Here is a 14,336-nt window from a genome sequence, read left to right on the forward strand (position 1 = left end):
TCCTATAGCTCATCAAAGCCATTTGATTGGGTTACTTTTGTATAGGTTCTTGATTTTTGTTCAAAGAAATCAGATTTTGTTTCATTAATCATTTCATCACTAAAAACATGGATCCACGGCATTGGATTTTCTTTTTCTTCAAATAAATTACTTAAACCTAGTTGACGTAGACGTTTGTTCGCCAAATATTCAACATATTGTTCAAACTCTTCTAATTCAATGCCGTCAATATCAGCGAGTATATAGTGAGCCCATTCTTTTTCCAATTGAACAGCTTCATGAATGCAGTCGTATACATATTGAATATTTTCCTCATTGTTTAACTCAGGGTTTTCACTTAATAGAATTCGCACAAACTGACACACAAAATAAGCATGCTGCATTTCATCACGTTGAATATAACTAATCATCGTACTTGTTTTTAACATTTTTTGTTGGCGCGCTAAGTTATAGAAAAACGCAAAACCAGCATAAAAATAAATTCCTTCTAAATTAATAGAGTTAATCGCTAGTTTAAACAAGTGTTGTGGTGTTGGGCTCTGTCTGAATTGTTCATATGCATCTAAAATTAATTGATTTCTTTTTTGAACAATTGGATCTTCTTTCGCTTGATTAAAACGGTCATTTTGCTCTCGTAGTGGAACAAGAGAACTCAAAATGTAAGAATACGACTCATTATGCACAGCTTCTTGTTGAGCAATGACCGCAAAAATGGCTTTAAAACTAGAATCAGTAACATAATCCATTGCTTGCGTCATAGTAGGTGTTTGTAAGCTATCTAAAGAAGCGAGCTGAGTATTAATCCGCAAAAATACATCTTGTTCTTTTTCTGATAAATGGTCCCATTGTTTAATATCATCTTGCATATTAATCTCCTGGGCTTTCCAAAAATTTGATAGTAATGTTTGATATAAATCATACATTTGCGGATAAGCAATATCGTTCCAATTTAACAATCCTGATGATTGTCCATTAATGATACCTGTTGATTTATTTGGAAACTCTGGGTTGAGTAATTTAATTTTAGATAATGGTGCTTGAATATTCATGGAGAACCTCCCTATATTAACTATGGCATGCTTCACACTCTTCAATTTCGGTTTGAGAAGTGCTTCTGACGTAATATGTTGTTTTTAGTTTATGCTTCCAAGACTCTAAGTGGAGATGTAACAAGTCTTTTGCTTTTATATCATGGCGAACATATAAGTTAAAACTAATCGCTTGGTCGATATGACGTTGTCTTGCTGCGTTTTGTTTAATACTCCATACTTGATCAAGCTCATGTCTTGCCCTGCGATAATAATTATACGTAATATGGTTTAAGTCAGGAGCTGTTACTTTAAACTTAAAGTTTTTCTTTTCTTCTGCATATTCAACCGCGTACAACGGGTCAATTCCATCTGTTGATCCCCCGATTTTTGCAGTCGATGAATTTGGTGCAACCGCCATTAACCAGCCATTTCGAATGCCGTGGGTTTGGATATCTTGTTGTAACTGTTGCCATCTTTCTGATGTGTAATGTTTTCTTTTAAAGTAGTCACCGGTTTGCCATTCTGATCCTTCAAAGGCACGATAAGCCCCTTTTTCTTTCGCTATCGTCATAGATGCTTGTATCGTATAATACGCAATGTTTTCATAAAGATCATCGGCATATTGAACAGCTTCGTCTGATTCCCAATGAATGTTTTCGAGTGCTAAAAGATGATGCCATCCAAATGTCCCTAATCCGACTGCTCGATATTTTTGATTTGTGACTTGAGCTTGTCCTACTGGAATTGTATTTAAGTCAATGACATTATCTAACATACGAACTTGAATTTTAATTACTCTTTCTAGTACTTGAGAACGGACTGTTTTTGGTAAATTAATAGAAGATAAATTACAAACAACAAAATCGCCTGGTTTTCGAACGATAACTAAGTTTCCATCCTCATCCTCATATTCTTTTGTAATCATCGTAGAAGACATGTTTTGAGCAATTTCTGTACAAAGATTACTACAATAAATCGAAGTTCTTCCGACACCACGCAAATGTTTATTTGGATTTTGGCGGTTAACTTCATCTCGGTAGAACATGTATGGTGTACCTGTTTCAAGTTGTGCTACCATAATTCGGGCCATAATATCCATAGCTCGATATGTTTTACGTGGCAATAGCGGATGATTGACCGCTTCCTCGTATTTTTCTGTAAAATATTTACGATCTTCTTCATCATAAAAGTCTTCAAGTCCTAATAACTGACCATTTTCATCTTTCCATCCCATTACTTGTTTCACTTGATGTGGACAAAAGGTGTGCCATTGACCGATACTTCTTCCTTGCTCATCAACCTCTTCTAATTTGTGCATGAATAAGTCAGGTATAGAAACCCCGGTAAAAATATCATGGGCTTTTCTTCGTTCATCCCCATTATTTGTTTTTAAGTCAAGAAATCCGTTCATAATATCTTTATGGAATAAATCAAGATAAATCGCGATGGCCCCTTGTCGTTGTCCAAGCTGGTCAACGCTTACTGCTGTATCATTAATTAAACGAATCCATGGAACAACACCAGAAGAATTGCCTTTAAACTTTTTAATATCGGACCCTAACGCACGGACTTTTCCGTAGTAAATTCCAATGCCACCACCGTCTTTACTTAGTCTAGCAATATCCCAATTGTTTAAATAAATCCCATCAAGCGAATCATCAACTGTATCAATGAAACATGATGAGAGTTGGCCAAAGGATTTTCCTGCATTTGATAATGTTGGTGTAGCGACAGTCATATATAAATGACTTAAAGCCCAGTATGCTTCTTTTACAAGTTTTAATCGTTTCGCTTTTTCTTCTTGTTGCATTAACGTCATCGCTATTATCATAAAACGCTCTTGTGGAAGCTCAAACACATTACGATCATGATCAGTGGCTAAATAACGGTCTGCTAACAAAAATAATCCTATGTAATTAAATAACTCATCTCGATCTGGGCAAATTTCTAATCCTAATTCTACGATTTCTTCTTTTGTATATGCAGCCATTAGTTCAGGAGAATAAATCCCGGCTTCGGTTAAATGTTGAAGCAATGGATAGAAATCGCCATACTTCATTGTCCATTCATAGTGTCTATTTTCTGCAGCCTTTTTATATAAATCTTGTAAATATAATCGTGCAGCCATAAACGTCCAATTTGGCTCATCCATTGCAATTTTATTCAATGCGTAAAACAAAGCTTGTTGATTTTTGTCTTTTGTTGTACCATTTATTTCCTTTACCTTTTCAATCATTTTTGTTGCATCAAGCTTATAAACCTCTGCTGCTTCTTCGATTGCATGAACGACAAATTGAAGTTCAGATTGAACTTGTGTACTCATGTGAATCCCCCTTAAAATAAAAAAATCCGCTCATGATTTGAGCGGATGAAACGATAACACCTAAAAGTGAATTTAGAATAAATTCAATTCTCAAGTAGCCACCGTTTCATCTTCCCAATCCCCGAGAAAGGTGAAACATTCTTAAATAAGATAGGTCTCCTGACTTATGCTTCATCCTACTATAAGACCTTCCCGTATTAGGACCTATATGACTATGTCCTTTTTACAGTGGATTTCTTATTTCGTCAGCATTTACAGTTGCGGGGGCAGTTCTGGATTTGCACCAGATTCCCTATTAAGCACTACGGCATCTTATTTAAGGTAAAATACTATATACAGTTGGTCACTGTTTAATTAGTTTCCATATATTGATTAGATTACCTATTATATTATCTGAATCTTTGAAAATGATCAAGACAAGATTCAACAATTTTTTCATTGACATTTTGAAAGTTTCATTTTTATTAGAAGGACATCAGATTTGAATCCGATGTCCTTTATTTGTAATGTGGATAATAATCATAGTCATCATCGTAATCATAGTACTTTCGACGGTACTTTTTTCCGTGGCAATGGTCGCATATTGCATATTCAAAATCTAGGCTTAATTTTTTCCCACACTGCCTACATTCTTTTTTTAATGTAGAAATATCATTTTTTAATCGCTCATGGACCTCATCACTTATTTCGGTACGGACTCTTTCCCAATACAATGCTTCTGTCCCCCGATTTAAACGATATAAAAACAATAAATGAAGACCGACTGCTTTATAGGCCAGTTCAGCTTCTTCTAAATTACTCCTCTTTATTATCGGTTCTGGTAATTCTTTCCCTTTAATAATGGCCATCATCGTTTCACGCCATTGTTTCATTAATTTTGGTTCCTTTGTTGAAAATGGCAGATGCAAAAACCCATACAAATCAAGCATAGAAAGACGAGCTTCGATTTCGGTATCTTTTATTGTAGCATAGAGTTCCCGTTCTTCCGCTAAACTAGCTTTTTTTGTTCCGTGCGGGCTTTCAAATTTCTGCCATAAGTCAAAGAATACACCTAAATTTCGTGAATACTTTTGAAAGCGTTCGAATACCGCTGTTGTGGGTGCGATCGCAAATGAGGAAATTAGTGTATCCTCTTTTTCAAGTAATCGTTTCATTAATTTAATTTCTTTTGTGAAAGCGACTTTTCCCACATTATAAATTCCTTTTCTTCCTGCTCGACCTGCAATTTGTTTGATTTCTTGTGAAGATAAACGGCGTTTTCGTACACCGTCAAATTTTTCATTTTCTAAAAATACGATGCGGCGAATCGGTAAGTTTAACCCCATTCCAATGGCATCTGTTGCGACAATGACATTGGTTTCACCTGATATAAAACGATGCATTTGTTTTTTTCTTGTTTCAGGAGGCATACTTCCATAAATCATACTGACGGAATATCCATTTTGTTGGAGCTTTGAGGCCGTTTCTAACACTTTTCTTCTCGAAAAACAAACGAGGGCATCGCCTTTACTCGTATGTTTCATACTAAATTCTTTTCCTTCCACTTGTAAAGGAATGTCTCGATAATAATGGTGGATCGTTATGTCAGAGTCCCCTAAAAGCTGTAAAATCATTGATTCTGAACTACGACTTCCTATGATGTGTACTTCCTTTGCGTTTGCTTTTGTAATCGCCTTATACCATGAAAATCCACGGTCCTTATCTGCAATCATTTGTGCTTCATCGATAACAACAACTTCGTAATAATCTTTTTCATAAAACATTTCAACCGTACAAGATAAATGGGAAGCTGTTTCAACTTCCTTTTCTTCTTCCCCTGTTTTTAATCCACAAGACACGCCGTCTTGTTTTAATTTATCGTAGACCTCTAACGCTAACAATCGTAAAGGAGCTAAGTATATTCCTGTCTCAGCCGACTTCATTTTCTCCAGAGCATGATGTGTTTTCCCTGTATTTGTTTCACCGATATGCAAAATATATTGGATTTTCCTTCCGATATTTGGCCGATATTCTCTGCCGAAAATATCATCAATCATTCTTTCTTCTTCTATTTTTTTCTTCTCGATCTCCGCAAGTTCTTGTGCTTTTCTTTGTTCTCTTGTTTCTACCTGTTCTTCGTACATTGATTTATGTACGGTGACTTCAAATGGAACTGCTGAAATGAATAATAAATCAGAGATATATTCATTTTCAATTTCTGTAAAGAAATCAGCACAAAGGTCATTGATCCTATCGGAGAGGAAGGAGGTAATTTTCGAATCACTTAACGGTTTCCCAAATACATTTTCAAATTGATGGAAAAGAAATTCAGGTAAGTCCTCTTTGATTTTATGAACCACAATTTCCGCTGTAAGTTCATAGATAATTCGTTCGTATTTATAGTAATAGGTCTCATATTCCCAATCGAATAATTTATGAACAACACCAGTTAGTTCATAAAAAAAAGTAGAAAGTGTTGTGTAGTTACTCGAATTAAAATTCCCTTCTGGCGTTAGTTTTTCTTCAATTTGAAAAGCATCAATTAATTTATATTTCGTGTTCTGTTTTAAATCAGCCGCAAGTAAACAAGCAACTTTATATCTTAGCTGTAAATAAAACAATTCTATATTATCTTGAATAATATGTTCGCCTTGTTTTTCAATTTCAAACTGAATTTCCCATTTTCTTTGCCGTTCTCGCTCTTCTTCTTGTTTACTTAAATATTTTAAACGAACTTTTTCATAACGTTCTTTCCATTCTTCTCCGTCTTGTGAGAATCGTTGATTGACCCATGAAAAAACATCAAACGGACAATAGTCTCGAATTTCATTTCGAAAAAGTCGGTTGATTAATTTTTTATCGACACCTTCGACAACATAACCCTTCTTTTTTAAAAAGTCTTTTTTTATTAATTTAGGTATACTGTTTGTCGCTTTGTTTAACCAGACATTCACCCATATTTGTTCCAAATACATTTTTCTATCGGTTATATATTGTTCAAAAGATGGCATTTCCGCTTTTGTTTCAAAATATGAATCGAGGTCTTCATGGATTTTCTTCTTCGTTTGTTCTACAACTTGAGGATAAAGAGCAGTAATTTTGTCCATGACGCCCTCCTTTCCCTAATATCCATTAGTTTTTCCTGTTCTGTATTTTTTTATGATGTGTATGGTGTTGATTTCATTGTACCTTCCTCTACACATTCGCTATAATTAATTCATTACCTTCTTGAGGAGAGTTATTATGGATGAAAAAAAGATTGAAAAACAAGTTATCGAATCTTATCAACAAGATGAACAGATGATGATACTTATCTTTTCGCAATGGTGTATTAACAATAATCTCAACCCTGTGAACGTGTATGAAAAAGCATATCCTACGCAAGGAAAAAATCAAATCTTAACCCAAGTATTGGAACTTACTGTACCAAAGGAAGAAGCTGGTCTTATTCATGATGATACATTATTAAATGTGTTAAGTCTTTTTGGAAACGAAGACTTGGCGTTTGTGGTTAGTGGAGAGATTGAAAAAAGAAACAAAAACTAGCATTTGGTTTTCATACCTTCAGTTTCCATTGCGCACTTCTAAACCGTCGTGATACGATGTGAATATAAAGAAATGCTTATATTGTTTCTTGCCATAGGGACAATCTTCAAACGAAATTTTTCCTGCGATGTACGATGTTCTTTATGTCTTAAACCGATACGAATGAATAGGGAGTTACTCGTCTAGGCACAACAACACGCCTTTGTATAAGAGAAGGACGTTGAAAGGCTAAGAAAGGACACCCACCTACGAGAGTAGGTTTTAAGACATCTTGAATACCGGCAAAGTGGGTCTACATATAAAAAACCTCTCAACAAAATGAGAGGTTTTTTAACATATAGAGGCTCCGCGTTTTTCTTATTTAAACCGAAACACGATTTCTTCCTTGTTGTTTGGAATGGATCAATAAATTGTCAGCTAATACACAAGCTTTTTCAACCGGAGTTTCATCTTTATAAGATAAATAATACATTCCAAACGATGCGCTATATTCAATTTCTACCGTTTGTTCTTCATATTCCACAACAGCCCTTGTTTTATTTAAGTCCTTCCGGATGGTTTCTAATAAATCCAAGCAAGTCGTATCAGAACGGTGTTTTAAGAATATCGTAAATTCTTCCCCACCAGTCCGACATAGGACATCAGATTCTGTTAAATACGATGATAAAAATTCGACATAGTGTTTAATAACTTGATCTCCTACACTATGGTTATATGAATCATTTATCTTTTTAAAATGGTCAATATCAGTAATTACAACACCAATGTTTTGGCGGTTTTCATTTAAATGTTGAATTTCCTTTTCTAAAAAATTGCGATTATATGCCAACGTTAATTGGTCATGATATGCTTTTTGTTCAAAAATATCTCGTTCCACTTTGTTTTTAATGTTTTGTATATTCATGTTATAGGAGTTGTTAATGAGGAAGTTTAACAAAAATATAAAGATAACCATAATCCAATCTTGAACAAAAATAAAGTGGATAAAAAGAATATTTGAAATGGCTGCCATTAGTCGCGATGACCAATTCCCTGCTTGTATTACTCCAATGAGCTCATCTCTTGTTCGTATTTGTCCCCCTAAGACAAATAAGATAACTATAAATGAAGTCGATACCAAACCTGATACATACATTAAACAAAACATAAATAAGAAATACCAAATGGATAAGGGATGCAGAGAGTCTGGAACAAATGTTAAAAAAACGAAAAGGGCTCCTGAGTTATATATAACAGAAGTAGATATATTATACAAAAAGGCCCACCACGTATGTGGTTCACTCATTTTTTTATGCTTTCGGTATAAGACAGTACCAAGCTCATTTAACGTTTCTAGTAGAAATAAACCAAAAGGACCAGCAAAAACTGAAAATGAAAATCCATAATTCGCCGTACTAATCATTGACGTTTGGTCATGCATCCGAATAATAATCGTTAAACGGTTATATAAAAACATAAACATGGCATACAAAAAGAGGAGTAAAAAGATATGGAACTCAAAAGGGAAGATGTGAAAAGTGGAAATAGCGATAACGACCCCAATGATAAATAAGCTAAAGATGTAGACTTTCTGCACCGTTTTCATTATTACCCTCCCCCTTTTCCATCAATTGTTTTCTATTATGGCACTAATAAATCACTGACGACACGGTTTTTGCCTTGTTTTTTTGCTAAGTACAATAAGTTATCAGCTTGAACACAAGCTTTTTCAAAGCGAATGGCACGACTACGCGTATAAAAATAGAAACCAAATGAAGCAGAATACGAGATGTTTACGATCTGTTCCTCGAAATGAACAGGCACAATTGTATTTTCTAATGTTTTTTGAATCTCGTTCACTACGTCAAGACATTCGCTACGAGACATTTTCTTTAATAAAATCGTAAATTCCTCTCCCCCTGTTCGAATCAAAATATCATCATCATCAAGAAAGGAGGAAAGAAACTGAACATAATGTTGAATGACTTGATCACCTACACTGTGATTGTAAGAATCATTCACTTTTTTAAAATTATCAATATCAGTCACAACGATTCCAATATCCTCCACAGATTCTTGCCATAAATTGAGATTAGACTGGAAGTAATTTCGGTTGTATGCTCCTGTTAACTTATCTGTATAAGCCATTTCTTCAAATAAATCTCGTTCAACTTTATTTTTAATCGTTTGAACACTCGTATTAAACGAAGAATTAATTAAAAAATTAAATATAAATAAACAAAAAAGCATTAACCACTGTTCATTTATTATAAAATGAATGAACAAAACATTAGATATAGCCGTCATAAGCCGAGGAAGCCATTTTCCCATAAATGTAAAATGAATCGCTTCTTTAAAAGTTGTGAATTCATTTCCGAATAGAAGGTATACGGCAATAAACCCCATTGCCATTATCCCGGTCACATATAATAAAACACCCATAAACAGAAAATAATATATAGAATGTGGTGACAGTACTGTTGGAACGAGTAAAAAGTAAAAATAAAGAGCAATTGAGTTAAATAGCACACTTGAGCCAACATTATATACTGTATCCCACCATGGATTTGGTTCATATATTTTCTTTTTCTGTTTATAAATCGTTTGGCATATTTCCTTTAATGATTCCAACAATAATAAGCCAATTGGCCCAGCAAATACACCGAAGGAAAAACTATAGTTTGCGACAGTGACAACGGAAATATTGCCTTGTTGAAAGATAATATGTAAGTTCGTATATAAAAACATAAAAAACAGATAAGAAAACAGTAAAATCCAAATTGTTTTCGAAAATGGAAACAACGGAATTGTATAAAAGGAAATGATAATAGATATAGATAAAAGAGAGAGTGTATAAAGTTTTTGTAATGAATTTAATGTCATCGTACTCTCCCTAATCTTCTTCAAATTGACGAACCGATACTCTATTTCTTCCTTCTTCCTTCGATTGAAATAGGAGATTATCGGCTTGTACACAAGCTTTTTCAATCGAGATTTTATCAGCTTTCCGGTAATAAAATAACCCGAATGAAGCGGTGTACGTTAAACTGACTTTCTTTTCCTCATACTCTACATTAATTGATGTTTTTTCAAGTTGAGAACGAATTTTCTCTACTAATTCTTCGCATTGTTCAGGGGTACGATGTTTTAAAAATAAAGTGAATTCTTCTCCACCTGTCCGAATTAATACATCATCATTTTGAATGAATTTCTTAAGAAAGTGAACATAATGTTTTATGACTTGGTCTCCAACACTATGGTTAAAGCTATCATTAATTCGTTTAAATCGGTCTATGTCTGTAACAACAATCCCAATATTTTCTTTATCTTGGTGTTGTTTCGTTATTTCTTTTTCTAAATAGTTACGATTAAACGAACCAGTTAGTTGATCAGTGTACGCCATTTTTTCAAACATATCTCGTTCGACTTTATTTTTGACACTCTCTACATTTGTGTTATAAGAAGATGTAATTAAGAAATTTAAAATAAAAATCGATACGACCATATACCAATATTCAAGAGAAATAAAATGCATAATAAAAATAATAGAAATGGACGTCATCATTCTTGAAGTGACTTTCCCCATTTTGATTAACTGAAGTGCTTCTTGCAATGTTTGGATATCTTTCCCCAAATATAAATAAAACGCAGCTAAACACATCGAAAGAATACCTGCAATATAGATTAAAAGAAAGATTAAAATGAAATATACCCATGAATGTGGGTTAATCACAGTAGGTACTAATAAATAGTATAAAAATAATGCTAAAGAGTTATATAGAACGCTTGTGCCTATATTGTAAAACGTCGTCCACCATAAATTTGGTTCTTCATCTCTTTTTATTTTATTATACACCGTTAATGATAATTTCGTTATGAGTTCTAACAGTAACAAACCTGATGGTCCAGCAAAAACACCATAGGCAAAACTATAGTTTACTGATGATACAACGGACGTGTTGTTTTTCTTTAAGATTATATTTTGCAATCTTGAAAACAAAAAGATAAAAAAACTAAATAAACATAATAAGAAAAGGTTTGAGGAATTCAAAGGAAATAAATGAATGTTAGCAATTCCAATTGCACTAGCTATTAGTAGAACGGTAACCACGAATATTTTTTGTGATGTTTGCAAAATAACAATTCCCCTCCCTTACATTAAAATCAGTAAAGTGAAAATACATATTCATCTTTAAAAAACTAATACTAATATACTACAAAAATTGCTTCCCGTGTACCATATTTTGAAAATACATACAATTTAAAAGTTTAGGACTTATTTTTTACCCTTTTAACTAGTTTCATTTTTTCTTTAACATTTGGGGAAGCTACGAACAAAAGGAGGAATGTAGCGCTATGCTCGAACAAATGAAAAACCTTACAAAACATATTGGGGAAGAAATCCAACACTTTCTTGCACATCGTCACGATAAAAAGATTGACGTTCGAGAAATGATTTGGCTTATGCACGTTATGGGTGAACATCGTCAGCATACATTATTAGGATTGACGTTTAATCAGTACAAATTAACGATCGACGATTTTACAGTTAAAATGGAAACAAAAGGACTAAATGATGAAGAAATAACAGAAATTGATGTTTACAGTAAAGAGGAACAACTGTATTCTTATCGCTTATACGATGAATCTCCCCTTCAAGACTCGATTAGTTTACCTGAAGCGACATGGGAATCCATTCGAATGGATGTCAGACGCCTACAACATTAATGATTGTTAAATATAGAGGCGGAAAACCTTATTTGTAAGGTCTCCGCCTCTGTCTTTGTTTTTTAGACAAATCATTACTGTAGTTAAACTCTATAGATGAACAAAACCTGAAATCGTTTTAACTGCCGCGCCACCTATTTTCACCGTTGGTTGATTTCCGTTGTTTTCAATTGTAACGTGACAGTATCCAGGTCTTCCGACTTTATGTCCTTGAGCAATGATGTACGAATTTCGGTTTACTTGTTCGAAGGCTTCTAGTGCTAAATATCCAGCTAATGCGCCGTTAGCTGAACCAGTAAATGGATCTTCATCGATTCCGACAGCAGGAGCAAAGTCTCGAGTATACAATAAACATCCTTCAATATCACAATCAAACGTAAATAAGTGCGTGGTAATAATGTTCTTGTTTTCATTATGCTTCCTAAGTAACGAAAAATTTGGAACAGCATTTTCAATGGCTTTTCTCGTTTTTACAGGTACAAGCAAATGCCAGTTACCAGTGCTAGCTAATTTTATCGGTATCGTTTGGTCAAAGTCTGTTTTTTGCAGCCCAAGAATCGAAGCTAATTCATCGATGTCAATTTTTAAATCCTTTGTTTTCGGTTTGGCTTGCGTCATATAAGCTTGTAGTAGCTTTTGATCTTCAAATGTGAACTCAACAGGAACAATTCCAATATTGGTTTCAAAACGAACAGATTCTTTTTGCCACTCTGTTTCTGTTGCGACTATCCAAGCCGCGGCTAACGTAGCATGTCCACAAAAATCGATTTCGGTTTGCGGAGTAAAATATAAAATACGAAAATCTGCGTTTCCATTTGTTGTAGGCATTAAAAAAGCGGTTTCTGATAAATGGACTTCACGTGCAATTTGTTGCATTTGATTTTTTGTTAATGTTGTCGCCTCTGGTACTACACCAGCTGGATTTCCACTGAACTTTTCTTCTGTAAATGCATCTACATGAAAGACTTTCATTTTCTCACCTTCTGTTAGAAAATATAGGAAAAGCAACGTCTGAAACGTTGCTTTTATTTAAATCAAAATGTTACGATTGTTCGTTTCATTAGCGATTGCTGGCATTTTGTTAAGGCAATCATATTTTTTACTATTTTCTCAGAAGAATAAACGGGCTGTTCATTGTTGATGACACTTTGAGAAAAATGCTCAATTTGTAACTTGTATTGGTCACCTGCAATTTCTTCTGTACGACTAGTATCTTGCGTAGTTACAATGATTTTGCCGATATGGTCGTTTTTATCTGGTCGGAATGCATCAGTAACATGAATTGTTCCATTTGATCCAATGACAGCATAATCATTTATTGGATGTTGTTGAAAACTACTATCGAAAGTCGCCATGACATTGTTTGGAAAACGGATGATTCCGTGAGCGCTTAGATCGACTTTTTGTTCAGAAAAAACACCATCACAATAAACATCAATTGGCTCTTCACCTAATAGGTTTCGGAATGTATGAATGCAATAACAACCAACATCAAATAAGCTTCCTCCTCCTAGCTCTGGATTTAAACGAATATTGTCTTGGGATAAATCCATTGTAAAACTAAATGTCGATGTTAAACGTTGTACCGTTCCAATTTCACCTGAAGCGATAATTTCCTTTACTCTTTCATGTTGTGGATGAAACTGATACATAAACGCTTCCATAAATAAAACACCGTTATCATTACAAGCTTGAACCATCGCTTCAACATCTTCAACTGTAATCGCAGCTGGTTTTTCACATAAAACATGCTTTTTATGCTCCGCTGCTTTAATAACCCATTCTTTATGTAATGCATTTGGTAAAGGAATATACACAACTTGTATTTCTTCATCTTGTAATAAATCATCATAAGTTCGGTATACTTTTGGGATCGAAAATTTATCAGCGGTTTCTTTTACTTGGTCTCCTCGACTCGCAATCGCTGAGATTTCCGCATTTTCTGCTCTTAATATCGCAGGCAATATTTCTTTTTTTGCAATCCCTGCATTTCCTAATACGCCCCATTTAATCATAACAACATCTCCCTTTATTCATCATTTACATCTTATCCAAATGATTAATTAGCCTTTTCCGGTGGGCCGAAATCGAACCCAAATGTTTCAACAGTTACCGTTTTCATTCGTTGGTCTTGTAGTGGTTTATCTTGTGGTGAACGTTCAACAGAAACAATATTGTCCACGGTTTCCATACCATCAATAACTCGTCCAAACCCAGCGTAATCTCCATCTAAGTGAGGCGAATGTTTTACCATAATAAAAAACTGTGACCCCGCAGAATCGTTTGCCCGCGATCGTGCCATTGAGATGACTCCTCGTTCGTGGACAAGAGGATTTTCAAAACCATTAGAAGCAAATTCTCCTTTAATGCCGTATCCAGGTCCTCCTGTACCGTTTCCAATTGGGTCTCCACCTTGTATCATAAAACCAGGAATGACACGGTGAAAAATAAGCCCATCGTAAAAGTTTTCTTCAATTAATGAAATAAAATTCTTTACTGTATTTGGTGCGACTTCAGGATATAATTCAATCGTTATGACTTCATCATTTTCCATTGTTATCGTCACGATTGGATTTTCTCCATCAAACTCGAAAGAACTTTGATTATCTTCAGCTATTTCTCCACCTGTACCACAACCTGAAAGTGTAAAAATCAACAGTACAAGTAAGGATGCAAATTTTCTGTACCCTATCATTAATTCAATCCCCTTTCATTATTCAATGTTATAATTCTACACGAAACCGTATGTC

11 protein-coding genes, 1 other RNA gene and 1 riboswitch are annotated in these 14,336 nt (G+C 34.4%); of the genes, 3 read left to right on the plus strand and 9 right to left on the minus strand.

Annotation, left to right across the window (positions count from 1 at the left end):
* Positions 1–2: 2 nt before the first annotated feature.
* The 3 genes from T323_RS0103215 to T323_RS0103225 form a co-directional block, all read right to left on the minus strand.
* Entirely contained in the window at positions 3–1,049 is a 1,047-nt protein-coding gene (locus T323_RS0103215) for a ribonucleotide-diphosphate reductase subunit beta (protein WP_026671988.1), read from the minus strand.
* 16 nt (positions 1,050–1,065) lie between these two features.
* On the minus strand, positions 1,066–3,354 hold the full coding sequence (locus tag T323_RS0103220; RefSeq protein WP_026671989.1) for a ribonucleoside-diphosphate reductase subunit alpha: 2,289 nt from the start codon (positions 3,352–3,354) through the stop codon (positions 1,066–1,068).
* A 132-nt stretch (positions 3,355–3,486) separates the two neighbouring features.
* A riboswitch (cobalamin riboswitch) is annotated at positions 3,487–3,684 on the minus strand.
* 167 nt (positions 3,685–3,851) lie between these two features.
* A complete protein-coding gene (locus T323_RS0103225; RefSeq protein ID WP_026671990.1) occupies positions 3,852–6,440 on the minus strand; it encodes a helicase-related protein in 2,589 nt (862 codons plus the stop codon).
* 136 nt (positions 6,441–6,576) lie between these two features.
* Here T323_RS0103225 and yxiS point away from each other — a divergent pair, with 136 nt between their 5' ends.
* Positions 6,577–6,879, plus strand: coding sequence for a protein YxiS (yxiS, locus tag T323_RS0103230; RefSeq protein WP_026671991.1), 303 nt, complete (start codon positions 6,577–6,579; stop codon positions 6,877–6,879).
* Between the two features lie 116 nt (positions 6,880–6,995).
* Positions 6,996–7,176, plus strand: a non-coding RNA gene (gene ssrS, locus T323_RS28270) — 6S RNA.
* A gap of 64 nt (positions 7,177–7,240) precedes the next feature.
* On the opposite strand, the gene T323_RS0103235 is transcribed toward ssrS, so the two are convergent.
* The 3 genes from T323_RS0103235 to T323_RS25845 are packed head-to-tail and all read right to left on the minus strand — an operon-like array spanning position 7,241 to position 10,993.
* Complete coding sequence (locus tag T323_RS0103235) at positions 7,241–8,464, minus strand: GGDEF domain-containing protein (protein ID WP_026671992.1); 1,224 nt, start codon at positions 8,462–8,464, stop codon at positions 7,241–7,243.
* Positions 8,465–8,499: 35 nt separating this feature from the next.
* Positions 8,500–9,741 (minus strand): GGDEF domain-containing protein, encoded by a 1,242-nt coding sequence (locus T323_RS0103240; RefSeq protein ID WP_026671993.1) that lies wholly within the window; start codon positions 9,739–9,741, stop codon positions 8,500–8,502.
* A 10-nt stretch (positions 9,742–9,751) separates the two neighbouring features.
* Positions 9,752–10,993 carry a GGDEF domain-containing protein gene (locus tag T323_RS25845; RefSeq protein WP_051556336.1) on the minus strand — a complete coding sequence of 414 codons (1,242 nt, stop codon included), beginning with the start codon at positions 10,991–10,993 and terminating at the stop codon, positions 9,752–9,754.
* Between the two features lie 221 nt (positions 10,994–11,214).
* On the opposite strand from T323_RS25845, the gene T323_RS0103250 reads away from it, so the two are divergent.
* Positions 11,215–11,586 carry a hypothetical protein gene (locus T323_RS0103250; protein WP_026671994.1) on the plus strand — a complete coding sequence of 124 codons (372 nt, stop codon included), beginning with the start codon at positions 11,215–11,217 and terminating at the stop codon, positions 11,584–11,586.
* Positions 11,587–11,676: 90 nt separating this feature from the next.
* Here the strand turns inward: T323_RS0103250 and T323_RS0103255 are convergent, their stop codons facing one another.
* The 3 genes from T323_RS0103255 to T323_RS0103265 form a co-directional block, all read right to left on the minus strand.
* Positions 11,677–12,558 (minus strand): PhzF family phenazine biosynthesis protein, encoded by an 882-nt coding sequence (locus T323_RS0103255; RefSeq protein ID WP_026671995.1) that lies wholly within the window; start codon positions 12,556–12,558, stop codon positions 11,677–11,679.
* 62 nt (positions 12,559–12,620) lie between these two features.
* On the minus strand, positions 12,621–13,601 hold the full coding sequence (locus T323_RS0103260; RefSeq protein ID WP_026671996.1) for a Gfo/Idh/MocA family protein: 981 nt from the start codon (positions 13,599–13,601) through the stop codon (positions 12,621–12,623).
* 44 nt (positions 13,602–13,645) lie between these two features.
* Positions 13,646–14,281 carry a peptidylprolyl isomerase gene (locus T323_RS0103265; RefSeq protein WP_026671997.1) on the minus strand — a complete coding sequence of 212 codons (636 nt, stop codon included), beginning with the start codon at positions 14,279–14,281 and terminating at the stop codon, positions 13,646–13,648.
* Positions 14,282–14,336: the final 55 nt, after the last annotated feature.

Source organism: Alkalihalobacillus bogoriensis ATCC BAA-922 (assembly GCF_000621445.1).
Lineage (GTDB): Bacteria > Bacillota > Bacilli > Bacillales > Bacillaceae_F > Bacillus_AO > Bacillus_AO bogoriense.